This is a genomic window from Flavobacterium sp. RSP15 (genome assembly GCF_003968755.1).
In the GTDB taxonomy this organism is placed as follows: Bacteria; Bacteroidota; Bacteroidia; order Flavobacteriales; family Flavobacteriaceae; genus Flavobacterium.
On record NZ_RYDL01000001.1, the window covers coordinates 91,201 to 116,131 of the forward strand.

Genomic DNA, 24,931 nt, shown 5'->3' on the forward strand with positions numbered 1-24,931 from the left:
CATGATGAGACAAAAGATCAGGATGTATATTGCATTGGCTACAAGTACCCAAGTATAATTTTTCTTCCAGGTTTTTATTTTTTTTGTTTCCATTTTAAAGTGGGTTAGTTCTTGATTTTTTGAACAGGAATTTTTTCAGATGATTGTAGCGAAATGATATTAGAAATTAATTTATAGGCACCAGTAACGCCTTCAGGTAATTCTCTGAAAAAACTTAAGCCGGTATAAATATAGTGTCCTTTTCCGTAAGGAGCAATAAGTAATGCACCATTTTTAGGGCTTTCCCCTTTGTCATTTGAAGATAGGATAGGAGTAAAGGCTTTGTCGTACTCATTGGGGTAATACAAACCTTGTTCTTGTTTCCAGCCTTCAAAGTCTGTAGCTGTAATTTGGTTTGGAAAATTCAAAACAGGATGGTGTGGCGCTAAGAATCGGACTTCGGCATCTTCTTCGGTCACTCGGTCACGGGAGAGTTTCAAGGGATAAGGTGCAATAGTATTAGTAACAAGATCTCCTGCAGTATTGTACTGAACGATCATTGTTTTTCCGGATTTTACAAAATCAAAAAGTATATTTTGTTTGTTTGCCAGTGCAGGCAAGATATTATAGGCACGAACACCTGTGATGACTACGTCGTACAATTCTAATTTTTCAGGAGTAATTTCTTCAGGTTTAAGTAGTGTTACGGCATATCCTAATTGCGTCAGGCTACTGGGAACTTCATCTCCGGCACCCATAATATATCCTATTTTTTCACCATTCGTTTTTAAATCTGTTTTGATGCATTTGGCTTCAGCCAATGTTAAAACTTGCTGTTTTGTGATGTGGTCATACTTAATGATAATTTGTTCTTTGTCAAATTGTTTATTGTCAATTATCGCCACGCTTTTGGCTACAGCTTCTTCGGATTTATTTGGTGCAGTTACCTCAAAATAAACAATTTGTTCCGTTCCCTTTTTTTCAATGTTAAAAGGAATCGATTTAGGAAAAACACCCCAGTTTTCAGGTAATTCAAGTTGTAAAATTCCTTTTACGGAGTCTTTTCCAGTTTTGATTTTTACGGCTACAGCTTTCTTTTTTGTGTCTTTAAAAAGCAATACTTTGTCTATAATTGAAGTAGTAACTTCGGGAACAATGTCCAGATAATTATATACTTCCCCTTTTACATCATCGTTGTATTTATACACTACGGTTCGTTCAAATGGAATTTCAATCTCATTGATTTTAATATTAAAAATCACTTTAACTTCCCGAATAATATCTGGAATCCCTATGTTTTGTTGTTGCTTTACTGCGTACATCCCAACTGTTCCTTTTTCTTTTAACCAATATGGTTGTGTGTAGTTAATTGATTCGGGTAATTTTAAATCTAAATTAATGGTGTTTAGTATGTTGTTTTTTAAATCCCGATTTTGAGGTGTAATATTTTGATTAGGTATAGCGGTCACACTCATTAATTGTATGGGTACGGAGCTTCTATTAATGGCTTCGAGTTTCAATTTAATAGTGCTTCCGGGAGTCGCTTCCTGATTTTGGGCAACGGCTTCAAGATACAAACCAGAACAGGCCGATATAATTTCTTTTATGGCTTCTGATTTCAGTGGCGACCACTGATTTTCGTCCAAAGCTTTCATCATAGCATAGGCTTTCGCCAAATCTGGAATGCTTGCCGAAGGATTATTATGGTCGAATTCAGCGGCAATAGTTGTCAATAATTCTCCGATTGATTTTCCCTCTTTTATTCGGTTCCAAGAAGTATCGATTCCTTCAAAAAGTGATTTCTTATCTTTTAAAGCATCTCCATTTATAAACTCTAAATATTCTGTTTCCTCCCCACGGGCTCCAGTGCTACCAAACCCTTGGGATTGATGGCGGCTCCGACTTAATGCGGCTATTTCCTGATTTGATTTTCCTAATCCAGCGTAATAAACTCCTGTTTGCAACGCAATTAAATTCGTTTTAGGGGCAGCATTAAATTTTTCGATACTTCCATAAAACCACCAAGACGTATTAAAAAACTGTCGTTTGGTTTGCCAAGGTGTTACAAATTGCAATTGCTCGGGAAAAATTGATGGGTTATTCGCTAAGTCAAAACTTTCTACGCTTAACATTGCTGATGCCGTGTGGTGTCCGTGAGTGGTTCCGGGCGAACGATGATCAAATCGATTAATAATCACATCGGGTTGAAATTTCCTGATGGCCCAAATAACGTCAGCTAGTACTTGTTTTTTATCCCAAATTTCTAATGTTTCTGTTGGATTTTTAGAAAAACCAAAATCATTAGCACGGGAAAAAAATTGTTCTCCTCCATCAATTTTTCGGGCTTCAATAAGTTCTTGGGTTCGTATTACTCCTAATAATTCCCGTAATTGCGTGCCGATTAAGTTTTGTCCACCATCCCCGCGTGTCAAAGACAAATAGCCGGTTCTGGCCTTTTGTTCATTGGATAAATAAGAGATCAATTGGGTGTTTTCATCATCAGGATGTGCGGCTATATAAAGTACGGAACCAAGAAAATTGAGCTTTTGAATTTGATTATAAATTTCGACAGCATTTAATTTTTTAGGATCTTGAGCAATTGATATTTGAAAACAAAGAAGGAATGCTGCAATAGCTAGAATATTTTTTTTTTGCATTTTTTTAAATTTAATTTGCAATAGCTTCAAATGTAAGAATTAAATATTTTTATGTGAAATGTTTTTAGTTTTCTTTAAAAACAAAAATAATCTAAAAAAGAGGGAGAAAACCAATTTTGATTTTATCCCTCTTTACTATTCTTTTCAAGGATTGAACTACTAATTAGTCTCTTCCTTTACCGCGTCCACGATCATTCCCGCGTCTATCATTTCGATCGTCGTGTTTTTTGTATTCTTTTCGATTGTCGTATTTTCTGGGAGCGGAATATTTTCTTCGGTTATCATTATTTCTATGGTCAACATATACTCTGCGATTGTTAGCATGGTGTCGTATATTTCTTTGTTCTCTTCCGTGATATCCTTTGTAATATTTCCTTTTATGACTATTAAAATTATTGTAAGGTCTTGATCCATGATAATCAGTTAGCACAACTTTATAGCCACGGTTCAAATTATAATTTTGATAATGTCTAGGTAAATTTCTGGATCGGTTCCATCTTCCTCCACCAAAATATATGAATTGCGTTGCTCTTACGTCATAATATGCTTCTATATCCGGCAGATAGTAATATTCTGCATTGGCGTATCCAGCAGGACCCCAAGATGGAGCAGTACCTATATTTAGATTTATGGAAACTTGTGCTTGTATTGAACTGGATGCCAAAAAGATAATTCCTACAGCGATTAATTTTAATGTTCTCATTCTGTCAAATATTTAATTAGTAATAAATTTTTATAATAACTTGTTATTGCAATACTTCTTCTAAAATTCCAACAACTGTGCCAAAACAAAAAAATTAACGTTTAATTAAGGATTCATGTGCTAAAAAAAAGAGTCTCAGCAATGAGACTCTTTTTATAAATTATTATGAAATCAGTATTAATGTTTTCCATTTCCATTATTTCCTTTTCCACCTTTATTGCCATTTCCTTTATTGCCATGTACGTTATTCCCATTACTTTTGTACACTTTATTGTTATTACTGCGGTTAGAACCTATTGATTTTTGTGGTTTACCTTTGTATCCTTTGTAGTATTTTACTTTGTGTGTTTTAAAGTTACTGTATGGTCTTGAACCATGGTAATCGTTCAAGACTACTTTATAACCATTGTATAGATTATAATTTCTGTATTGATTAGGTAGATTTCTTGAACGAATCCAATTTCCTCCACCAAAATAAATAAATTGTGTGGCTCGTATATCATAATAAGCTTGAACATCCGGTAAATAATAATAATCTACAGCTGAATAACCAACTGGCCCCCATGCTGGTGGACTACCTATATTTACATTTACTGAAACCTGCGCTTGCATCGTATTTGCGGATGCAAATAGTATAATTCCTGCAATGATTAATTTTAATGTTTTCATTTTTCGAAATTTTAATTAGTAATTATTAGATAGTAATTTTAGTTACTATTTTATCTCGTTTTGAAGTAAAGCCAACAATTATGCCAATATCAAATAATTAACATTTACTTTGTTATTTTACTTCATAAAAAAAGGAAACGATTATTCGTTTCCTTTTTCTACAGTTATAAATTTATTTACAATAAAAGTATCAATAAAAGAATAATGATGATAATTGCACCTACAGATAAGTATACACCATTTCCTGTAGATTTTAATTCTGCTTTGATAGTACGTACTTCTTTACGTAATTCTTTTTTTTCAACTGAAGTCAAAGACGATCTATCCATCGCTTTTATTTCATCAAGTCTATTAAGCAAAACTTTTACTTCTGCAGGCACTTCTTTAGGAGTATTTAAAATTACATTTGGATTTTTTTCAGCCGCTAACATTTGTGTTGGAAGAACACTAATTGATAATACCATTATCATCAAATAAAAGGTAACTTTTTTCATTTTGTTTGGTTTTTAGTTAAAATTTTAACACAATAAAAGTAAACAATAAAATATAATTTTTTCTTATAAAATTAAGGTTTTAAATTATATAATTCACACCCTTCATTGTGCACTACAAACAGAGTGATTTTAAAGCCAGTACGCGATTTATTTTGTCAAAATATCCAATATGGATATGGGTTGTGTAAACCCCCGTTTTGTTCTCTTTTTAAATCACTTCAATAGCAGGATCAGCATTCAACAGTATTGTGATTTTCTAAAAAAAAGTGTCCTGTAGATCGTGTCTTCAATATAATCCCCTATCAATTGAACTGTTTTTAAACGATATTAGTATTATGTGAATATTTTTTTGGAATAATTTATATTTATAAAACGTATTATTTGTAAAGCACGGTACGGGGTTTTGCCAGTTCGAAATCTTGAAAACCAAAATCAGTTGTTTCAATTGCATTTGTTTTGAAAATATTTTCGCCATTTCCAGGAATGGAAGGATAGTACGAAAGCGAAATTTGAAAAGCACTAAAAACCAGAAAATCATTGTTTATGATGCATCCAATTCCAATTTTTGAATAGGCTTTACTTTGAGTCAATCCCTTATTAGGATTCCCTAGTACGGCAATGGAATAATTAAAATAAGGATTGACTCTAAATCCCCAAAGATCCCACGGCGCATAGGCTTGCGTTTGTATGGTTAAGAGTGCTTTTTGGGTTCCATATTGAGCACTATTAAAGCCCCTAAGTCCATAGTTTTCATTGATATTTAGCTGATCGCCAATAATGTTGACACGGTTTGTACCAATAATTACCTGAGGTTTGATGAACTGTCTCCATTTCCATTTTCCCATACTCATCAAGTTTGTGAAATAATTTGCCTGAAAAGAAAAAGCAGTTTGCTGCGTGATTGATTTTTCAAAAAAGGTACCTATCTCTACATTGGCACTTAAAAAGCCCCATTTATAATAATTTCCAAAAGCCGCTCGGGCAGCTAGGTACAAACGCCCCATATTGTTTTTATATTGAAAGCCAGAAGTGATGCTGTATATTTTGCCAATAGGGACATCTTCTATAATTCCATTTTTGAAAATATAGTTGTCCTGCACGAATTTACGTGAACTAATACCAATCCCGAAAAGAGCAAGTTTTTCACTAGAGTAGAAATCAGTGGCGTCATAGAGGATAGTTGGGCTTTCCAGATATTTTATATTTAAAAAACGTCCTGCCAGAATCAGATTAGTGGTCCGCTGACTTTCTGTTTTTCCTTTAAAAATAGAAAAGGCACGTCCAAGCCATAAATCTTGTGAATTGTATTTGAAATTTTGATAGGCAAATACGGAATTGATATCAGCAAGGGTATCTTTTCTAAATTGCTGGTCTATGTATATTCCCCCTGCCCATTTTGTAAAAGCAGAGTAAAAGGGACGGTCTATATTGAGGCTTTTGCTGTAGTAATTGTCTAAATCTATCCGGTAATTCAGAGTTGTCTGAATGAAGGTATTCTGGATGTTAGGAACGCTATAGGACAATCCATACGCACTTTTTCCGTCGCTGAATCTGTTTTTGAATTCATTTTTGAATTCATGGCCAGTGCCCAGAAAATTACGATCATTGAGTTCAAAATTAGTTCTTGAACTGGAAATGGATCCCTTGGGAATAATACTCCATGTATCTAAAACCCGAAAGGAGACATCTACTGAATCCGGGCTGTTCTGAATTAATTGTGGGGTTACGTCAACGCGACTGATGTATCTTTGAGTTCTAATCAATCGTTCTGATTCTTTTACTAATAGTGAGTCGAAAGGAGTATGTTTTCTTATTAACAGTATATTCTTAATAGCGAGCTTTTTTGTTTTGATATGAATCCGGTTTCCAGTTCGTTCGGCCCAGTTTTTGGGGACTCTTGAGGTATCTATATCAGAATAACCAAAAGGGTCTAAAGTAATAATAGTAATGTTTCTGATTATTTTTCCTTCAAAAGTTTCGTACTTTTTGGGAATTACTTTTTTCTTTGTTTTTTTTATAGTTACAGGTCTGAAAACTAATTTATGAACAAGTGTTGTAAACTTATTTTTTTTAGAATAGGATTGAATTTTTTTGTAAACGGCAGCGGAATCTTTTTCCTTCTGGTTTACTTGTGAAAAAGAAATCAGGTGGCAACAGACGATCAAAAAGAATAAAATCAGCTTTTGCTTTTTAGTCATTATACAAAATTAATTTAAAAATTGAGAAAGAAAAAACCAGCAAAACATTGATAAACAATTGGTTTAAATAAACTCACTTGTTTTATTAAGGTCAGTTTTTGGTTTATTCTCTGTATTGTTTTCCGTTGTTGTCTCAGTAAAAATAGGAACTATAAGATCCGTTTTAATTATGGTTTTTTTAGAGGATGCATCTGAATCGAATAACGGTAATTTGATACTATGCCAAGTATAGGTTTTGGGCAAATGATCTCCCATTAAATACCCCCAAGGTTCTAATGACTCAATTCGGTCAAAAATTACCTTAAGAACCGCAATTATGGGTAATGCTAAAAACATTCCGGCGATTCCCGCAATGGCTCCTCCAATAATGATTCCTATAATGGATATAAAAGCATTTATTTCTACTTTTGAACTTACTATTATTGGGACAAGGATATTATTATCTATTAATTGAACAAAGATGGTAACCACAATTACACCAATAATTATGGACAAATCTGGAGAACCAGTCAGTGAGGCAATTATGCTTAAAATTCCGGCAAAAAGGATTCCTATATAGGGAATTAGATTTAGAATTCCGGTTACAACACCCAGCAAAACAGCATATTTCACACCAATAAGTATAAATCCTATAGTAGTCATTACCGATACTAAAATCGTCTCGATAATTAAACCCACAATATAACTGTTTATAGCAACTCTAATGTTTGTTAAAATATTTTTTAATTGTTCATGATTCTCTTTTTTGAATAGTTTAGACAAAAACAATAAAAAATGAGTCCTGTATAAAAGAATCAAAAAAGTATAAATAGGGATTAAGGTCAAATTTAGTAGCGTATCTGTAAATGACATTAGCGTGGTGCCAATGATTTCTTTCCCTTTTTTCATAGAATCTTCAGTGGCAGTATCCAGATATTGTTTTTGTTCCCAAGAACTCAAATTGAAATGTTCCCTGAGAAACCGTTGAATATTACTAATATGAATAGTTATGTTTTTTTCAATTTTATCAAAATCATCTGCAAAATCACTGATTTGAAAGGATAGAAATACAAAAAGGCCTAAAAAAAGCAATACAAAAAGCAGTACCGCCAGCATAACGGCTAACACATGGGGAAAGTAGAGTTTAGATTTTAAAAACTGAACGATGGGATACAACAATATCGCAAATAAAAAAGACATCATTATGGGAACCAATATATTTTGACCAATATAAAATATAAAAATAATAGCAATTAAGCTCAATAAAACGAGCGTAAGTTTTGCGTAAAATGGAAATTTTAAAAGGTCATTCATATCTTTTTATTTTTTTTAAAGACAAAAACAATTCAATAGTAAATTATTTATTTCTAATTGACAAATATCCAGCATTTAAAAAAGTAAAACATTATATATTTTTCAGCAATAGTTATATAATTTCCACTTCAATAGAATGTTTTGCAGGATGATGATTGACCATTCTCAGCAAAAGTAAACTCAATCCGTAAATTCTTTTTGATCGGCATAATTGTTTAGTATCGAAATTCCTTTTTGCAAAAGCAAGTTGTTCGGATAGATAATTTTTTCTCCATCTGTAGTTTTTAAATATACATGAAAAGCCCCAATATCTTCAATTTGCGCTTCAATCGGAAAATCTTTATCATGAATTTTTATCGTATCTCCAATTTTAAACGGAAAAGAAAAAAACAAAATAACTCCAGATGTGATATTGCTCAATATAGACCATTGAGCAAACATAGCAACACCTACAACGGTGGTAATAGAGGAAAGTGCAATACTAATATCCTTTGTCTGGACGCCCCAAATTAGTATGACTGCTATAGTTGCAAGAATATTTATAAATAAATGAATGTATTTGATGACTAAATTGGTTCTATGCTCCAGTTTTTGGTCTGATTTAGCATAGTTGCGAACTAATTTTGCAGCAATAATTCTCAAAAAAATCAACAGTAATCCCAAAATTCCTGTGGCCACCAGTTCCCTGGAATACTCGTGAAATATAAATGTATCCATAATGCAATCAGTCTAATTTAGTTAAGTAGTCATATACCTTATCCGTGGGCATTCCCATCACATTAGCATAAGAACCTTCAATTTTTGAAACACCAATAAAACCGATCCATTCCTGAATACCATAAGCACCCGCTTTGTCATAAGGCTTATAATTTTCTAAATAGTAGCGAATGGATTCCTCACTCAACGTGTTAAAAGTGACTTTTGTTATTTCATGAAGCAGGACTACTTTTTCATTTGTCTTAAAGCAAACAGAAGTAATTACTTCGTGAGTAGCATTCGATAATGATTTCAAGATTTCAAAAGCATCCTGTTCGTCTTTTGGTTTGCCTAGCGCTTTGTTGTTGTACCAAACAATGGTATCACTGGTGATTAGGATTTCATTGGACTGTAATTCACCGTCAAAAGCACTGGCTTTTAATTCAGCCAAATAGTTCGTGATTTCGTACGCTTTTAACTCAGGAGGATAAATTTCTTCGATTTCTTTCAATCGAATTTCAAAATCTAAGTCCAAATCTTTGAAAAACTGCTGCCGTCTTGGCGATCCTGAAGCCAGAATAAGGGCGTATTTTTTTAATTTATTTTTAAGCATTATATTTTATATTTAAACGAATAACAATAACGGATAAAATTCCTAAAAGAAGGATGAATTTTAACAATACACTCAAGATGTGGCACTCTCTTTTTGATTTTGCAGACCAAATTTTTAAAGTGAAATAAAACAACGGACCTACAACAAATAACAACATATATAATGTTGCAAACACCAATTCTAACAAGTACTGATGAATATAACATACGATAAAAAATAGCGGAATCAAACTTAAACCGAAAACTATTTTTGCCGTTCTGGATTTCCCAATTACAATAGGTAAGGTACTCATTCCTTGATTATAATCGCCATCTGTATCTTCTATGTCTTTGACAATTTCCCGAAGTAGATTAATCATAAAAGCAAAAATAGCATAATCTATCAGGATAGAAAAAAACAAGCCCATTTGTTGCTGATTATTTATTGTTGTTGCAGGAAATAAATCGAAAACTCCAATGATAATCACACTAAAAGAAAGTAGTGATGCCACAATGATATTACCAATAAGCATCATTTGTTTCAGACTGGTTGCATACAAATAAAGTGTTGCGGCAACCAAAATAAAAATAGAGGCAAAACCTGGTTTCCGTATGACATTCGACAAATAAAAACCAATCATTACCCCACTTGACGTAAGCCAAATATACAGATTATAGGCTTGAATTTCTGAAATGGTTTTGCCCACATTCGCAGCATTTGGTTTATTGACGGAATCTGTTTTTTGGTCATAGATATCATTGATCACATAGCCGCCTGCAGCGATCAAAGCAGTTGATAAAATTAATAATCCATACTGCCAATCCGATAACGCCAAAGAAATATTCTGAACTTGTAAAAAACCATACCTGAAAACAAATTGCATAAAAGCAAGCATTAACAAGTTCTGGTATCTAATTAGTTTAAAAAAAGGAATCACAGATGTTATTTTAAATTTATAATTTAACATTTAAAAAAGTACTAGTCATGCTTCCCGTCAAAATGTGCCATCCATTTCCCTTGTGCTTTCATAACTTGTTCAATGACATCTCTGGCCGCTCCTTTTCCTCCGTTTTTATGCGAAATATAGCGGGAAATAGCTTTGATTTCCGGGCTAGCATCTTGGGGACAAGTTGGTAATGAGACTAACTGCATCACATGATAATCAGGAATATCATCGCCCATGTATAACACGTTTTCAGGTTTAATGTTGTAGAGTTCCACATATTCTTTAAAAGTTTCTACTTTGTCCGGCGTACCTAAATAGATGTCTGTAAGTCCCAAATTTCGTAGCCTTACTCGAACCCCTTCATTGCTTCCGCCGGAAATAATACATACATTAAACCCACTTTCTATAGCAGCTTTCATAGCATATCCATCTCTAATATTCATGGTTCGCAATATTTCTCCTTCATTAGTTACAAAAACAGAGCTGTCAGTTAGTACCCCATCGACATCAAAAATAAAAGTAGTGATCTCGTTCATTATTTCTTTATAACTTTTTGCCATTCTCTTGTATTGATTGTGTTAGTGTTTTATAAATAGTCAGATGATTTTCATTTGATAAAAAAGCTTCGTGGGCTTCAATCGTTGAAGTGTCATTGCGTTTTGCAGGACCCGTTTGTGCATCTTGCGGCGAAAGTACCATTATTTTTTGAACTGTTTCTGCAATTAAAGGTCTTAAGATTTCAAATGGAACCTGATGTTCCTGGCAGATTTCCTGACCTATTTGGTACAAATGATTGGTAAAATTGTTCACAAATACGGCCACCACATGCAAGGCTTTTCGTTGTTCAGAGTTGATTGCATAAACGGTTCTTGAAATTGATTTGGCCACTTTATCTATTAAGTGGTAATCAATCCCATTTTCGCTTTCTAAACAAATAGGAATGATATTGAAATCGACAGCTTTGTTTTTGGTAAACGTTTGCAAAGGATAAAAAACGCCTCTTCGATTATTTTCGTCTAATGCATGCAAAGAAACACTCCCGGAAGTATGCACCACTAAGCGATTCTTGAAAGTAAGATTAGAGGAAACTTCAGCAATAGCATCATCAGAAACTGAAATGATATACATGTCGGCTTCAACTAAAGTATTGAAATTGTCAGTGATTTTTCCCAAGTCTATTAGATGGGAAACACTTTTTATTTGTCTCGAATATACCTGAACCAATTCTATTTCTGTCCCTGGTTTATGGGGATTTTGAAATGCCGCAATTAAATGCTGTGCTACATTTCCGGAGCCAATTATAACTACTTTGATCATGGAGTAAAATTAGCAAAAAAATATGAAGTGTTTTATTCAATTTTCAGAAAGGTTTCAAATAGAAAACAGCCAAAAAAAAGCTCTTAAGCCTTCATGAAAAAGACTTATTTTTAGTTTAAATTAACAAATGTGCGAATATAGAAGTCAGTATTTTTAAGTACTTTTGTGCCACTTTTACAAAACATAATCCCATAAAAATGGATAAAAAAATATTTTCTTTTTTGTTTTCTACACGATTAATGGCCTTTCTGTTTATTTTATATGCCGTTGCCATGGCCACAGGAACTTTTATCGAAAGTAAATACAATACGGATACGGCAAAAATTTTAATTTATAATGCGTGGTGGTTTGAGGCTATTCATGTCTTTTTTGTGATTAATTTCATCGGGAATATCAAGCGATATCAACTCTTGAAGAAAGAAAAATGGGCTACTTTATTGTTGCATTTGTCTTTTATTCTTATCATTCTTGGTGCTTTTGTAACGCGATACATCAGTTATGAAGGAATGATGCCAATTCGTGAAGGGGCTGCTGAAAATCAGATATTTTCTGATAAAACCTACCTGACACTTTTTGTGGATGGTGAATTTAAAGGAGAAATGAAGCGCCGGGTTTTTGAAAAAAAAGTACTGCTTTCTCCAGCCACGAATAATAATTTTAGTATTTCTGGAACGTTTGCTGATACCCCATTTGAGGTGGAATATGAAAATTTTATAATGGGAGCAAAAGAATATGTCAAACCTGATCCAAAAGGAATTTTGTATTTAAAATTAGTTGAAGCAGGAGATGGTGGTCGTCATGAACATTTCTTGAAAGAGGGCGAAGTACAAAATATTCATAATGTTTTATTTTCGCTAAATAAATTTACGGATGGTGCCATAAATATCAATACTACAGGAAACGCGTATACAATTCAAACTCCTTTTGAAGGTGATTTTATGCGTATGGCAGATAAACTACAAGGAAAAGTGACTAAGGATAACGCGCAACCATTGATGATGCGTTCGTTATACACAATAGGTGAAATGCGATTTGTGCTCCCGGATCCTGCTGTAAAAGGAGTTATCGATTATGAATCGAATAATGATTTTAAAGCTAAAAATCATGAAGATGCACTAACAGTAAAAATAACGGCTGACGGACAAGAAAAAACAGTAACCGTTTTAGGCTCCAAAGGTAAATTAGGAGATGTAAATTCAGTGAAAATTGGGAATATAGAGTACTCGATTTTTTATGGAAGTAAGGCGTATGTTTTGCCTTTTAAAATTAAATTGAATGACTTTATTGCACAAAAATATCCAGGAACAGAGAAAAGTTATTCTTCATTTGAAAGTCAGGTTACTGTTGAGGATAAAGAACCCTTTGATGCAAGAATATATATGAACAATGTTTTGGATTATAAAGGATATCGCTTTTTTCAATCCGGTTTTGATCCCGATGAAAAAGGAACTATATTGTCTGTAAATCACGATTTCTGGGGAACAGCAATCACTTATGGTGGATATTTCATGCTGTATTTTGCCATGATGGCCATTATGTTCACTAAGTATTCTCGTTTTGCAGATATTAAGAGAAAATTAGAAGAGGTGAAAATTAAGAAAGCCAAATTACTGACTATTTTAATTCTGCTATTTAGTTTCAGCAGTTTTGCACAAGAACACGACCATGCAGATCACGAGGGACATGACCACGAACAAACCCAAACCGCATCAAAGACCCAGACCGCGCCAGAGACCCATGCAAATCATACTAAGAAGGTGTTCAGTCAGGATGAATTACAGGCACTAATTACAAAATTTAAAGTGCCAGAAACGCATGCCTCAAAATTTGGACGATTAGTCATTCAAGATGCTGGTGGACGAATGAAACCTATCAATACTTTTTCTTCAGAATTGTTGCGAAAAGTAAGTCATGATGATACTTATAAGGGAATGAATTCAGATCAGGTATTTTTGTCTATGACACAATATGCGAGTTACTGGATTGAAATTCCTATTATTTATATTAAAAGTGGGAATGACAGTATTCGTAAAATTATAGGAATTGATAAGAAAGCTAAATTTGCTCCTTTCGTATCTTTCTTTGATGCAAAAGGAAATTACAAGCTTTCAAAATATTTAGAAGAAGCTTTTAAAGTTGCAAATCCTAACCAGTTTGAAAAAGATTTTATCGAAACGGATAAGAAAGTAAATCTGATGGAATCAGCTTTGAGCGGACGAATTTTAAAAATTTTCCCAATACCGGAGGATAAAAACAACAAATGGGTTTCTTATTTAGAGCTCAATGAAGCCGGTTTCAAAGGAATGGAAGCGACGTACACTAAAAACGTATTGCCTTTATATTTTGGATCTTTGGCAAGCGCTGCAGCATCCAATAATTATGCTACATCCGATGAATTACTGGGGAGTATTAATGGTTTCCAAAAACGTTTTGGCAGCAAAGTGATGCCAAGCGATGAAAAGATTACGTCGGAAGTGTTGTATAATAAATATGATGTATTCAAAAAACTTCCGTATTGGTATATTTTTGCGGCTATTTTAATGTTGTTCTTCACGATTTTACAAATCTTCAAAGAAAGAAAAGTATTAAATTATTTAGTCAATTTTATGCACATCGTCGTGATTGGATTATTTGCATTACACACCTTTGGTCTAATAGCCAGATGGTATATTTCAGGTCATGCACCATGGAGTAATGCGTATGAATCTATTATTTATGTAGCCTGGGCAACCATGTTTTTTGGTTTGGCTTTCGATAGAAAATCAAAGCTTACTGTGGCATCATCCGCTTTTGTAACCGCTATGATTTTAGCGGCAGCGTATATGAACTGGATTGATCCGGAAATTGCAAATTTACAGCCGGTACTGAACTCGTATTGGTTAATGATTCATGTGGCGGTAATTGTGGCCAGCTATGGACCGTTTGCGCTAGGAATGATATTGGGTGCGGTTTCATTATTACTGATTTTGTTTACCAATGAAAAAAACAAAGCCAAAATGGATTTGAATATTCAAGAGATCACTTACATCAATGAATTAGCCTTAACGATAGGTTTGATAATGTTAACTATTGGAAACTTCCTTGGAGGACAATGGGCCAATGAAAGCTGGGGACGATACTGGGGCTGGGATCCAAAAGAAACTTGGGCATTAATCAGTATTATGGTCTATGCTTTTGTAATTCATGCCAGATTTGTTCCATCACTACGCGGGAAATGGGTATTCAATTTAATGAGTATGTTTGCTTTTATATCGATATTATTCACGTATTACGGTGTGAATTTTCATCTGGTAGGATTGCATTCCTATGCGAGTGGCGAAGCCCATTCCTTAAATTGGATTTGGTATTCACTGGCAGTAATAACATTATTTGGTGCTGTCTCCTATCCAAAATATAAGAAGTATTATAAGAAATAAGTTGGATTATTTTCCAATAACAAATAGACTGTCTCAATATAAAAATGAGCCAGTCTCTTTTGATTGTATTTCTAAAAGAGAAAACCTACTAGTTCCTAAAATCGATTTCACTCTCGAGAAGATGAAGTTGTAAAAAAAGTAAAAAGCAGCTCATGGAGTTGCTTTTTTGCATAAACAACCAAAACGGCTTGCATACAGGGCAAAATGTATGGATATAATGGTTGTGTCTGTCGTGTTGGAAGGGATGGTGTCGTGAATAAAGTATTTGATTGGAAGTAGAAATGTATGCAGTATAAGCCACTTTGAGTTAGTCATTTAGCATCTGATTTTCCTTCTTATGCATAAAATCAGCATCGGTAGGTTGGTATGGAATAGGAATTTATTTCTCCCGGAATAAATTTTGTTCTTCGTATTCTATGGTTTGATAGTAGTTTGATGAGATGCCTTAAAAGTGGTGTTTTTAGACCGCTATGTAATTATATTAATACAACCTAAAAACATGTAAATCTTTTAAATAAAAAAAGTCCATTTGTCATTTTTTTATATAAAAAAGAGGCTGTCTTTTTGAGACAGCCTCTATAATTTCAATTTAAATATGAAATTATGGTCTTTGTTTTTTCATTTCTTTTTCAATCATTTCGTAGAATTGATCAATTTTTGGTAAAACAACAATACGAGTTCTTCTGTTACGAGATCTGTTTTCAGCCGAATCATTTGCAACTAAAGGAATATATGAACTTCTTCCTGCCGCTATTAATTGCTCTGGTTTAACACCCAATTGATTCGTTAAAACACGAATAATAGAAGTAGAACGTTTCACACTTAAATCCCAGTTGTCAAGTATCACACCGGAACCATTGTAAGGAACATTATCAGTATGACCTTCAACCATACATTCAAAATCGGGTTTGTCATTGACTACTTTGGCAACTTTAGCCAAAACTACTTTAGCTCTGTCAGTTACTTCATAACTTCCACTTTTGAACAATAGTTTGTCAGCTATAGAGATAAATACAACTCCTTTTTCTACATTTATTTCGATATCCGGATCAGAGATACCTACTGAACTTTTTAAACTAGTAACTAACGCAAGTGTTACACTGTCTTTTTTAGTTAAAGCATCTTGCATTCTACTAATTTTTAAATCTTTCTCTTTGATAGATTCTAACGCTTTTTCGATATTTTCAGCTCCTTTAGTAGACAGAATGGTCATATCTCTAGAAGTACTGATTAAACCTTGATTTTGGTCTTTCAAACCACTCACAGTAGCGATAAGACCCGCTTTTTCTTCTAAGCAAGAATTTAATTTTACAGTTGCTGTATTTAATAAATCCTGAGTTTCTTTGTTTCTAGCTTCTAAATCAGTGTATTTCTTTTTAGACACACATGAGGATAGTACAGCTAAAACGGATAAGGCAATTACTATTTTTTTCATAAATTGTTTAGTTTTAGTTTTAATGTTAATTACAAATTTAACTTTTTTATATTTATTTTATTCCAAATAAATCGTTAAAAACAACGATATTCCTGATAAAATAAATGTAAACGATACTTTTTGTAGTATAGTATTTTTGTTTTTGAAATTTTGCTCTTTTTTTGCATTGTGATGAAAACAGGCTGTAAAAGGACCCATGGGCTTTTAGTATTGCGAAAAAATGTTTGAACTTTCCTTTGAAAATAAATTGTAAACCTGCAATTCCGTCTAACACCATTCGGATTAAAAGTATCCAAAATAATTGATTTTTTGGAATATTTTTGGTTAGCATTAACAATGAATTTCTAAAGTTCAAAAAAGTTTTTTTGGAATTCCCTTGTTGCAAAGTAGCCCCGCCAACATGGTAAACAACGGACTCATAATTGTATTTTATTTTATACCCTTTGTTGAAAGCACGCCAACATAAATCAATCTCTTCTTGATGTGCAAAAAAATCGCCGTCAAAGCCATTTAATTCCTTATAAACAGAACTTCGGATAAAAAAACAAGCTCCGGAAGCCCAAAATATTTCTCGGTTGTCATCATACTGACCACAGTCTTTTTCTACGGTGTCGAAAATTCGTCCTCGACAATACGGATATCCAAATTTATCAATGAATCCACCGGCAGCACCAGCGTATTCAAAATATTCTTTGCGTTTGAAATCTAATATTTTAGGCTGAATAATGGCAGTTTCAGGTTCTTTTCTAAAAGTTTTAAGTATCGGTTGCAACCAATTTTCAGTCACTTCAATGTCAGAATTCACCAAGGCAAATAGTGTAGCATCTATGTGTTTTAAGGCTTCATTGTAGCCACTGGCAAAACCCAGATTGCTTTCGTTTTTAACAATTTTAACCAAAGGAAAAAAAGCTTTTATATAAGAAATCGAATCATCTGTAGAGGCATTGTCAGCCACATAAATGGTAGCTTCCGGTGAATATTTAACCACAGACGGCAAAAATTTTTCTAATAATAAAATTCCATTCCAATTCAGGATGACGACAGCTACTTTCATTCAGATTTTTAGATTTTCAGATTTTTCGACATTTTAGACCATTACAATCTAAGAAGTTTAATATTCTAACTATTATAATTTGGTAGATTCTCTAGAAAAGCATATCTCTCGTTTTCAAAATCCATTTCGCAAAAGTAATGATTCAATCCATTGGTCACCATTAAAAATTCAGACTTTAGTGTCATATTATATCTTGCAATTTGGTCGAAAGTCGCTTGGGTAATTTTTACTTCCGGCGCTTTGCATTCGATTAAAATAAAAATAGAACCATCCTTATTAAAAACAACAACATCGTATCTTTTGCGCAAGCCATTGACTTTAAGTACTTTTTCGACATTAATCAATGATTTTGGGTACTTTTTTTCTTCCAATAAAAATTGAATTACATGCTGGCGAACCCATTCTTCGGAAGTAAGAATGATGAATTTTTTCCTGATTGCATCAAAAATAGAAACTTTATTTTCGCTATTTTTGAACCGAAAAGTATAGGAAGAAAAATTTAATTGCTGCATGAAGCAAAAATAGTTATTTTGTTTAAAATTTAAGGTGTAAAGTTTCATACGATTCAACAAACTTTAAACTTTAAACTTCAAACAAAAAAGAAAATGGATGAAGTATTAAAAATTGTAAATGATATAAAAAACGGAACCATCAGGCCCCTATATTTTTTGATGGGAGAAGAGCCATATTATATTGATAAATTAGCGACTTATATTGAGGAAAAAATATTAACAGAAGAAGAAAAAGGATTCAATCAGACCGTTTTATATGGGAGAGATGTTACGATAGAAGATATTATCTCGACCGCAAAACGCTATCCAATGATGGCGGAACGACAGGTGGTAATTGTCAAAGAAGCACAGGATTTGATTCGCACGATAGACAAACTGGAGAGCTACGCTGAGAATCCAATGGCAACAACCGTTTTAGTTTTTTGTTACAAATACAAAACGCTAGACAAACGTAAAAAACTATCCAAGTTATTGACTAAAAACGGAGTGGTTTATGAAAGTAAAAAACTGTATGAAAACCAAGTTGGGGACTGGATTAAACGTGTTTTAGCAGGTAAAAAGTATGCTATAGAGCCTAAAGCTAGTGCCATGCTAGTGGAATTTCTAGGAACGGATCTAAGTAAAATAAACAATGAACTCGAAAAATTACAAATTATTTTGTCAGCGGGAAGTACCATAACTCCTAAACATATTGAGGAAAACATAGGGTTTAGCAAAGATTTTAATGTGTTTGAATTGCGAAAAGCAATTGGCGAACGCAACCAATTAAAGGCGTATACGATTGCTGAAAACTTTGCCCAAAACCCAAAAGATAATCCAATGATGGTGACTACCAGTTTGGTTTTTGGCTTTTTTATCCAATTACTAAAATACCACGGTTTGAAAGATAGAAATCCTAAAAATGTAGCTGCTGTACTAAGCGTGAATCCATTTTTCTTGAAAGAATATGATGTTGCTTTGAAAAACTATCCCATGAAAAAAGTGAGTCAGATTGTTGGTGCTTTAAGAGATATTGATGTCAAAAGCAAGGGTGTTGGCGCCAATGCAATGTCGCATTCTGATTTGTTACGAGAAATGCTTTATAAAATATTTAATTAAAGGGCAAAAAATTCCGATATTTGCACTCCCGATACTTCGGGTTATTAAAAATAAATACCACAATTATGGCAATGAATAAAAATACTATTTTAGGTTGGGCTACTTTGATAATGATTGTAATGGGTTTATTGCTTATCGCATTAGGTGCTTTTAGATATGATGACGTAGCAGGCTGGGGATTTGCAGCTGTAGGTGTTGGCTTTTTGGCTAATGCTTGGGTGTTTAGCTCACTTAAAGGCAGACTTTAGTAGTTATTTTTAATGTAGATATGAGACTTAAGAGCAAATAGATAATATAATTTAAAATTAAAAAAATAGAGATGGCAGACGATAAAAAAGTAATATTCTCAATGTCAAAATTGAGTAAAACCTATCAAGGAGCAGATAAACCAGTACTTAAAAACATCTATTTGAGTTTCTTTTATGGAGCTAAGATTGGTATTTTGGGTTTAAATGGTTCCGGAAAATCTTCTTTATTAAAAATTATTGCTGGTGTTGATAAAAACTACCAAGGCGATGTAGTGTTTGCACCGGGTTATACGGTAGGGTATTTAGAACAAGAACCTATTTTAGATGATACTAAAACGGTTATTGAAATTGTAAGAGAAGGAGTTGCTGAAACAATGGCAGTTTTAGAGGAATTCAATAAAATCAATGATAGTTTTGGTTTGCCGGAAGTCTATGAAAATGCCGATAAAATGGAGCAATTGATGGATCGTCAAGCACTTTTACAAGATAAAATTGATGCATTGGGAGCGTGGGAAATCGATACTAAACTGGAAATCGCCATGGATGCTTTGCGCACTCCGGAAGGCGACACGCCAATTAAGAATTTATCTGGTGGTGAGCGTCGTCGTGTCGCTTTATGTCGCTTGTTGTTGCAACAACCTGATGTATTACTTTTGGATGAGCCTACAAATCACTTGGATGCCGAAAGTGTACTTTGGTTAGAACAACATTTAGCACAATATGCCGGAACTGTAATTGCAGTAACGCACGATAGATACTTCTTGGATAATGTGGCCGGTTGGATTCTGGAATTGGACAGAGGGGAAGGAATTCCTTGGAAAGGGAACTATTCTTCTTGGTTAGACCAAAAATCAAGCCGTATGGCATTAGAAGAAAAAGTAGCTTCAAAACGCAGAAAAAACTTAGAACGCGAGTTGGATTGGGTTCGTCAAGGTGCCAAAGGGCGTCAAACAAAACAAAAAGCGCGTTTGCAGAACTATGATAAATTACTAAATGAAGACCAAAAACAATTAGATGAAAATCTGGAAATTTATATTCCAAATGGTCCACGTCTAGGAACGAATGTAATTGAAGCCAAAAATGTTGCTAAAGCATTTGGAGATAAATTATTGTACGATAATTTAAATTTCACGTTACCACAAGCAGGAATTGTTGGGATTATCGGACCCAATGGGGCTGGTAAATCAACAATTTTTAAGATGATAATGGGTGAGGAAAAACCAGATTCAGGAGAATTCTCAATAGGAGATACTGTAAAAATTGCTTACGTAGATCAAGCACACTCTAACATAGATCCTAATAAATCGATTTGGGAAAACTTCGCAGATGGTCAGGAATTGATTATGATGGGCGGAAAACAAGTAAATTCAAGAGCATATTTGTCACGATTTAATTTTGGTGGTGGAGAACAAAATAAAAAAGTTTCTATGCTTTCCGGTGGAGAACGTAACCGTTTGCATCTAGCAATGACTTTGAAAGAAGAAGGAAACGTACTTTTGCTAGATGAGCCTACGAATGATTTGGATATCAATACACTTCGCGCATTAGAAGAAGGTTTGGAGAGTTTTGCCGGTTGTGCGGTTGTTATTTCTCACGACAGATGGTTCTTAGATAGGATTTGTACACACATTCTAGCTTTTGAAGGAAACTCTGAAGTGTATTGTTTTGAAGGTGGCTTCTCAGAATATGAAGAAAATAAAAAGAAACGTTTGGGTGGTGATTTAACACCAAAACGATTGAAATACAGAAAATTAATAAGAAGTTAGTCTTTCTGAAATAAGTTAATAACAGCAAGAGGATGACTAACAGACATCCTCTTTTTTTGTTCTGTCAGAATTCATCATAATGAAAACTGCTAAAAAATTTCTACGTTGACTAAACCAAATTTGACAACCATTATAAAAGTTCCTTTGTCCCAAGAAAAAAAGCGCAGTGTCTTTTATGATCCATTTATTTTAAGTTGGTCTAATTTAGACTTCCCATAAAATAAAAGGCATGATAATTATTATAATTAGTCTTTTAGTCTAAAAACTTAGCTTTTAACTCCTTTGTGGGAATCATACAATTTTCCTTTTTTCCAAACCATTTATATCGATTTGTGGCGATATAATCATAAAAGAAATTGTTGAACGATGTGGGGAATATCGAAAATATAGTGACGAAATAAAATAGTCCGCCTAGGTTTTTAGCTATTTCTAAAGCAGCTTCTGATTTATAATAATAAGCAAAACCTGGCTGATATAGAATAATACTATCCGTTTTTTGCGTATCAATTCCAAGTTGTTTGATAATTTTTTGACCCAAATCAGATTGTAAGGCAACGAATCGGAAAACATCTTTAGTGTCATGTTTAATGATCATTTGTACTGCCGAATCACACAGATTGCAAACACCGTCAAAGAGTATAATTTTTTTGTCTTTAGGAATATGGAGCATAATTTAAAATTTAAAATTCAACCGTATTGAGATTTCTCCTTCGTCGAAATGACAAAAAATGAGATGAGACTGAAAACTGCAAACTGAATACTTTCATTTTTTCCCGGCTTCCACAAATTCCAATGCTTCCAGACTCACTTTTGAAGTGAATACACCATAGTTTACGGTTGCTTTATTTTTTTCAATAGAATCTATAGTTCCCACCGCTTTTCCATCAAACATTCGCACGCGATCACCAACTTTTAGGATTGGTTTTGGTTTTTCAACCACGACTTTTAATTTCTTGTCTTTCTTTTCTTTTCTTATTTCCTCCACCTGAACCGTAACTTCTTCAATGATTTCTTTTTTCTTTTCAATCAGCGCTTTCGACTCTTTGGTTGTGGCTTTCTTACGCTTTGAATTTTCAATTTCAATGATTTTCAAAAATTCGCCGAGCAGTTCTTTCTTATTTTTATTATTGAAATATTTCTCTGAAATATCTTCGATTTTTTGCCCAATGTATATCGTTTTCTGATTGCTGTCGTATAATTCCTGATAGCTTTCTAGTTTTTGCTTGATCTTTACATTGATAGTCTCCATTTTCTTGCCTTCTTCACGTGCTTTTATTTCCTCTTCTTTCAGTGTTTGCGATGTTTTTTCCATCTTAGAGCGCTCTTTCTGAAGGGTAGCAATTGTTTTATCGAAACGTACTTTTCCAACTTCAATTTTCTTTTTGGCTCGATTGATTAAGCTGAAAGGAATTCCGTTTTTCAGAGCGACTTCAAAGGTAAATGAACTTCCGGCTTGTCCCAAAGCCAATTTGTACATGGGTTCCAATGATTTTTCATCAAAAAGCATATTAGCATTAGTGGCAAAAGGCAATTCATTAGCAAGAATTTTTAGATTTGAATAATGCGTTGTAATAATCCCGAAAGCTTCCCGATGGTAGAACTCTTCAAGAAAAATTTCGGCTAAAGCACCTCCTAATTCAGGATCTGAACCCGTACCAAATTCATCAATAAGAAACATAGTTTTTCTATTACATTTCTTCAGAAAATAGTTCATGTTCTTTAATCGGTAACTATACGTACTCAAATGATTTTCAATAGATTGATTGTCTCCTATATCTGTTAAAATCCGATCAAATAAAAACGTTTCACTGCGTTCGTGTACTGGAATTAGCATTCCGGATTGCAGCATTAATTGCAGTAATCCAACGGTTTTTAAGGAAATGGTTTTTCCTCCGGCATTTGGTCCGGAAATTACAATAATTCTGTTTTCTTGGTCTAATTCAATAGTTTGCGGATGCGTGCTTGCGTTTTTCTGTTTGTTGTTCAAATATAAAATAGGGTGATAGGCTTCTCTAAAATAAAGACGGCGGTTTTCTGTAATGGTTGGTAAAATTCCATTGATTTTATTCGCATATTTTGCCTTTCCAGCAATGACATCAATATCACTCAGAAAATCCTGATATTTGATTAACAGCGGTAAATAGGGACGTATATAATTGGATAATTGTTTTAATATTCTGGTGATTTCTTCTTTCTCTTCGTATTCTAAATTACTCAATTCACGAGAATATTGTAAGGTAGCTTCCGGTTCAATATAAGCGATACTTCCAGTTTTTGAACTGCCCATAATAGAACCTTTAACTTTACGACGGTACATGGCTAAAACGGCCAAAACACGTCTGTTTTGAACAAAACTTTCTTTTATATCGTCTAAATATCCTAATGAGTTGTATTGTGTCAATGCTGTTCCAAAACTTTGATTCACTTTCCCGCGAACCGCATTCATATTCCTCCGGATGTTTAATAAATCCGGTGATGCATTGTCTTTTATTTCACCATATTTATCGACTACTTCATCGACCATCGTAATAATTTCTTTGGTCAGTTCAACTTGGTTTGCTCTCGCGTTTAAATTTGGATAATAATCCTCGAATTTTCTCAAAAAACTCAACAGGAAATTTACCGTTGATGAAATGGTGGCAATTTTTCTAAAACTCCCCACTTCCAGAAAACTGTCTTCAATAGCCAGAAATTTAATTTCATGCGTTATAGCGTCAAAACCATGATTGGGAATGGCATTGTTATTTTGGAAAGACGAAACATATTCTGAGGTTTGCATTAATGCTTGCATCAACGTTTCCTTGTCTTTAAATGGAGTGATTTCTAATGCTTTTTGTTTTCCAATGTCAGTATTACAAATAGTCGAAATTGTTTCGAGAACAGTTGGAAATTGTAAATCTTGTAATGTTTTTTCAGTGATGGATATCATTTATGGTTTGGTTGTTTTCTAGACAAAAATAGCTAATAGTTAAGACTATTTAACAGACTTTCACAAAGAATTAATGAATGTTTATTGTACTTTGCATGATTCAAAAAGAATATTCTCTCAGTATCTTTGCTTTGTAAATACTTAACTATGCAAATCAATCTGAATCCCGTTTGGCAATTCATTTTATCTGATGAAATCAATAAACCCTATTTTCAAGAACTAATGGAAATTGTTGATGAGGAATATAAAAATTATACTTGTTACCCCCCGAAAGAATTGATTTTTGCTGCATTTAATTATTGCAGTTTCAAAGATGTAAAAGTGGTTATTATTGGTCAGGATCCCTATCACGGCAGAGGCGAAGCGAATGGCTTGTGCTTTTCTGTGAATGATGGTGTCCGAATTCCGCCTTCGTTACGCAATATTTTTCGAGAAATAAGCGATGATTTAGGAACTGTTTTAATGCCTGTATCCGGTAATTTAGGAGCTTGGGCTAAACAGAGTGTTTTATTGTTGAATGCCTCACTGACCGTTAGAGAAGACAGTGCCAACAGCCATAAACATTTGAAATGGAATATTTTTACCGATGCAGTTATCCAAAAAATTTCGGAACAAAAAGAACAGGTAGTTTTCTTGCTTTGGGGAAATTTTGCCCATAAAAAAGGACTTAAAATCGACCGAAATAAACATTTGGTCTTAGAATCTGGACATCCTTCGCCTATGAGTGCAAATCAGGGAAAATGGTTCGGGAATAAACATTTCAGTAAAACAAATTCTTATTTGAAAAGAAATAGTTTAGAGCCAATAGAATGGTAGTGTTCTTTTAAACTATTCTTAAATTATATTTTTCTAAACCAGTAAGAAATTACGGATTTTAAACTTAATTTTCTAAATTTTTTAATGGTTTAAAAGATTTTAATAGTACTGGT

At 33.6% G+C, this 24,931-nt stretch carries 21 protein-coding genes; 5 read left to right on the forward strand and 16 right to left on the reverse strand.

What is annotated here, in order from left to right; genetic code table 11:
* Positions 1-104 precede the first annotated feature (104 nt).
* The 11 genes from EKM00_RS00395 to EKM00_RS00445 form a co-directional block, all read right to left on the reverse strand.
* Positions 105-2,636 (reverse strand): PIG-L family deacetylase, encoded by a 2,532-nt coding sequence (locus EKM00_RS00395; protein WP_126514854.1) that lies wholly within the window; start codon positions 2,634-2,636, stop codon positions 105-107.
* A 163-nt stretch (positions 2,637-2,799) separates the two neighbouring features.
* The gene (locus EKM00_RS00400; protein WP_126514855.1) at positions 2,800-3,339 is read right to left on the reverse strand and encodes a hypothetical protein; all 540 of its coding nucleotides are present in this window, start codon (positions 3,337-3,339) and stop codon (positions 2,800-2,802) included.
* Between the two features lie 177 nt (positions 3,340-3,516).
* Positions 3,517-4,008 (reverse strand): hypothetical protein, encoded by a 492-nt coding sequence (locus tag EKM00_RS00405; protein ID WP_126514856.1) that lies wholly within the window; start codon positions 4,006-4,008, stop codon positions 3,517-3,519.
* Positions 4,009-4,184: 176 nt separating this feature from the next.
* Positions 4,185-4,502: a hypothetical protein gene (locus EKM00_RS00410; RefSeq protein WP_126514857.1), complete on the reverse strand. Its 318-nt coding sequence runs from the start codon at positions 4,500-4,502 to the stop codon at positions 4,185-4,187.
* A gap of 377 nt (positions 4,503-4,879) precedes the next feature.
* The gene (locus EKM00_RS00415) at positions 4,880-6,700 is read right to left on the reverse strand and encodes a hypothetical protein (RefSeq protein WP_126514858.1); all 1,821 of its coding nucleotides are present in this window, start codon (positions 6,698-6,700) and stop codon (positions 4,880-4,882) included.
* 63 nt (positions 6,701-6,763) lie between these two features.
* Positions 6,764-7,993, reverse strand: coding sequence for an AI-2E family transporter (locus EKM00_RS00420; RefSeq protein ID WP_126514859.1), 1,230 nt, complete (start codon positions 7,991-7,993; stop codon positions 6,764-6,766).
* 180 nt (positions 7,994-8,173) lie between these two features.
* Positions 8,174-8,710: a mechanosensitive ion channel domain-containing protein gene (locus tag EKM00_RS00425; RefSeq protein WP_126451512.1), complete on the reverse strand. Its 537-nt coding sequence runs from the start codon at positions 8,708-8,710 to the stop codon at positions 8,174-8,176.
* Positions 8,711-8,717: 7 nt separating this feature from the next.
* The gene (locus tag EKM00_RS00430; RefSeq protein WP_126451513.1) at positions 8,718-9,302 is read right to left on the reverse strand and encodes a Maf-like protein; all 585 of its coding nucleotides are present in this window, start codon (positions 9,300-9,302) and stop codon (positions 8,718-8,720) included.
* A complete protein-coding gene (locus EKM00_RS00435; RefSeq protein ID WP_233592216.1) occupies positions 9,295-10,164 on the reverse strand; it encodes a geranylgeranylglycerol-phosphate geranylgeranyltransferase in 870 nt (289 codons plus the stop codon). The genes EKM00_RS00430 and EKM00_RS00435 overlap by 8 nt, the downstream gene beginning before the upstream one ends.
* A 95-nt stretch (positions 10,165-10,259) precedes the next feature.
* Positions 10,260-10,787 (reverse strand): KdsC family phosphatase, encoded by a 528-nt coding sequence (locus EKM00_RS00440; protein WP_126451515.1) that lies wholly within the window; start codon positions 10,785-10,787, stop codon positions 10,260-10,262.
* Positions 10,771-11,544, reverse strand: coding sequence for a Rossmann-like and DUF2520 domain-containing protein (locus tag EKM00_RS00445; protein ID WP_126514861.1), 774 nt, complete (start codon positions 11,542-11,544; stop codon positions 10,771-10,773). The genes EKM00_RS00440 and EKM00_RS00445 overlap by 17 nt, the downstream gene beginning before the upstream one ends.
* A gap of 197 nt (positions 11,545-11,741) precedes the next feature.
* On the opposite strand from EKM00_RS00445, the gene ccsA reads away from it, so the two are divergent.
* Positions 11,742-14,960: a cytochrome c biogenesis protein CcsA gene (gene ccsA / locus EKM00_RS00450; protein WP_126451517.1), complete on the forward strand. Its 3,219-nt coding sequence runs from the start codon at positions 11,742-11,744 to the stop codon at positions 14,958-14,960.
* Between the two features lie 601 nt (positions 14,961-15,561).
* On the opposite strand, the gene EKM00_RS00455 is transcribed toward ccsA, so the two are convergent.
* The 3 genes from EKM00_RS00455 to EKM00_RS00465 all read right to left on the reverse strand — a co-directional run bounded on the left by EKM00_RS00455 (position 15,562) and on the right by EKM00_RS00465 (position 17,961).
* Entirely contained in the window at positions 15,562-16,395 is an 834-nt protein-coding gene (locus tag EKM00_RS00455) for an OmpA/MotB family protein (RefSeq protein WP_126451518.1), read from the reverse strand.
* A gap of 52 nt (positions 16,396-16,447) precedes the next feature.
* Positions 16,448-17,449, reverse strand: a complete 1,002-nt coding sequence (locus tag EKM00_RS00460; RefSeq protein WP_126451519.1) for a glycosyltransferase family 2 protein — start codon at positions 17,447-17,449, stop codon at positions 16,448-16,450.
* 65 nt (positions 17,450-17,514) lie between these two features.
* Positions 17,515-17,961 (reverse strand): type I restriction enzyme HsdR N-terminal domain-containing protein, encoded by a 447-nt coding sequence (locus EKM00_RS00465; RefSeq protein WP_126451520.1) that lies wholly within the window; start codon positions 17,959-17,961, stop codon positions 17,515-17,517.
* A gap of 93 nt (positions 17,962-18,054) precedes the next feature.
* Here EKM00_RS00465 and holA point away from each other — a divergent pair, with 93 nt between their 5' ends.
* The 3 genes from holA to ettA all read left to right on the forward strand — a co-directional run bounded on the left by holA (position 18,055) and on the right by ettA (position 21,073).
* Entirely contained in the window at positions 18,055-19,059 is a 1,005-nt protein-coding gene (gene holA / locus EKM00_RS00470; RefSeq protein ID WP_126514862.1) for a DNA polymerase III subunit delta, read from the forward strand.
* A gap of 65 nt (positions 19,060-19,124) precedes the next feature.
* A complete protein-coding gene (locus tag EKM00_RS00475; protein WP_126451522.1) occupies positions 19,125-19,307 on the forward strand; it encodes a CAL67264 family membrane protein in 183 nt (60 codons plus the stop codon).
* Positions 19,308-19,378: 71 nt separating this feature from the next.
* Positions 19,379-21,073, forward strand: a complete 1,695-nt coding sequence (gene ettA / locus EKM00_RS00480) for an energy-dependent translational throttle protein EttA (protein WP_126451523.1) — start codon at positions 19,379-19,381, stop codon at positions 21,071-21,073.
* Positions 21,074-21,326: 253 nt separating this feature from the next.
* Here the strand turns inward: ettA and EKM00_RS00485 are convergent, their stop codons facing one another.
* Positions 21,327-21,743 carry a thiol-disulfide oxidoreductase DCC family protein gene (locus tag EKM00_RS00485; RefSeq protein ID WP_126514863.1) on the reverse strand — a complete coding sequence of 139 codons (417 nt, stop codon included), beginning with the start codon at positions 21,741-21,743 and terminating at the stop codon, positions 21,327-21,329.
* A gap of 93 nt (positions 21,744-21,836) precedes the next feature.
* Positions 21,837-24,002, reverse strand: coding sequence for an endonuclease MutS2 (locus tag EKM00_RS00490; RefSeq protein WP_126514864.1), 2,166 nt, complete (start codon positions 24,000-24,002; stop codon positions 21,837-21,839).
* 147 nt (positions 24,003-24,149) lie between these two features.
* Here EKM00_RS00490 and EKM00_RS00495 point away from each other — a divergent pair, with 147 nt between their 5' ends.
* Positions 24,150-24,818 carry a uracil-DNA glycosylase gene (locus tag EKM00_RS00495; protein WP_126514865.1) on the forward strand — a complete coding sequence of 223 codons (669 nt, stop codon included), beginning with the start codon at positions 24,150-24,152 and terminating at the stop codon, positions 24,816-24,818.
* The last annotated feature ends 113 nt before the right edge of the window (positions 24,819-24,931 follow it).

What these genes read in the sequence shown, in the direction of transcription:
- EKM00_RS00395 (WP_126514854.1), bottom strand. Translation starts at nt 2,636, where the DNA reads ATGCAAAAAAAAAATATTCTAGCTATTGCAGCATTCCTTCTTTGTTTT.
- EKM00_RS00400 (WP_126514855.1), bottom strand. Translation starts at nt 3,339, where the DNA reads ATGAGAACATTAAAATTAATCGCTGTAGGAATTATCTTTTTGGCATCC.
- EKM00_RS00405 (WP_126514856.1), bottom strand. Translation starts at nt 4,008, where the DNA reads ATGAAAACATTAAAATTAATCATTGCAGGAATTATACTATTTGCATCC.
- EKM00_RS00410 (WP_126514857.1), bottom strand. Translation starts at nt 4,502, where the DNA reads ATGAAAAAAGTTACCTTTTATTTGATGATAATGGTATTATCAATTAGT.
- EKM00_RS00415 (WP_126514858.1), bottom strand. Translation starts at nt 6,700, where the DNA reads ATGACTAAAAAGCAAAAGCTGATTTTATTCTTTTTGATCGTCTGTTGC.
- EKM00_RS00420 (WP_126514859.1), bottom strand. Translation starts at nt 7,993, where the DNA reads ATGAATGACCTTTTAAAATTTCCATTTTACGCAAAACTTACGCTCGTT.
- EKM00_RS00425 (WP_126451512.1), bottom strand. Translation starts at nt 8,710, where the DNA reads ATGGATACATTTATATTTCACGAGTATTCCAGGGAACTGGTGGCCACA.
- EKM00_RS00430 (WP_126451513.1), bottom strand. Translation starts at nt 9,302, where the DNA reads ATGCTTAAAAATAAATTAAAAAAATACGCCCTTATTCTGGCTTCAGGA.
- EKM00_RS00435 (WP_233592216.1), bottom strand. Translation starts at nt 10,164, where the DNA reads ATGCAATTTGTTTTCAGGTATGGTTTTTTACAAGTTCAGAATATTTCT.
- EKM00_RS00440 (WP_126451515.1), bottom strand. Translation starts at nt 10,787, where the DNA reads ATGGCAAAAAGTTATAAAGAAATAATGAACGAGATCACTACTTTTATT.
- EKM00_RS00445 (WP_126514861.1), bottom strand. Translation starts at nt 11,544, where the DNA reads ATGATCAAAGTAGTTATAATTGGCTCCGGAAATGTAGCACAGCATTTA.
- ccsA (WP_126451517.1), top strand. Translation starts at nt 11,742, where the DNA reads ATGGATAAAAAAATATTTTCTTTTTTGTTTTCTACACGATTAATGGCC.
- EKM00_RS00455 (WP_126451518.1), bottom strand. Translation starts at nt 16,395, where the DNA reads ATGAAAAAAATAGTAATTGCCTTATCCGTTTTAGCTGTACTATCCTCA.
- EKM00_RS00460 (WP_126451519.1), bottom strand. Translation starts at nt 17,449, where the DNA reads ATGAAAGTAGCTGTCGTCATCCTGAATTGGAATGGAATTTTATTATTA.
- EKM00_RS00465 (WP_126451520.1), bottom strand. Translation starts at nt 17,961, where the DNA reads ATGCAGCAATTAAATTTTTCTTCCTATACTTTTCGGTTCAAAAATAGC.
- holA (WP_126514862.1), top strand. Translation starts at nt 18,055, where the DNA reads ATGGATGAAGTATTAAAAATTGTAAATGATATAAAAAACGGAACCATC.
- EKM00_RS00475 (WP_126451522.1), top strand. Translation starts at nt 19,125, where the DNA reads ATGGCAATGAATAAAAATACTATTTTAGGTTGGGCTACTTTGATAATG.
- ettA (WP_126451523.1), top strand. Translation starts at nt 19,379, where the DNA reads ATGGCAGACGATAAAAAAGTAATATTCTCAATGTCAAAATTGAGTAAA.
- EKM00_RS00485 (WP_126514863.1), bottom strand. Translation starts at nt 21,743, where the DNA reads ATGCTCCATATTCCTAAAGACAAAAAAATTATACTCTTTGACGGTGTT.
- EKM00_RS00490 (WP_126514864.1), bottom strand. Translation starts at nt 24,002, where the DNA reads ATGATATCCATCACTGAAAAAACATTACAAGATTTACAATTTCCAACT.
- EKM00_RS00495 (WP_126514865.1), top strand. Translation starts at nt 24,150, where the DNA reads ATGCAAATCAATCTGAATCCCGTTTGGCAATTCATTTTATCTGATGAA.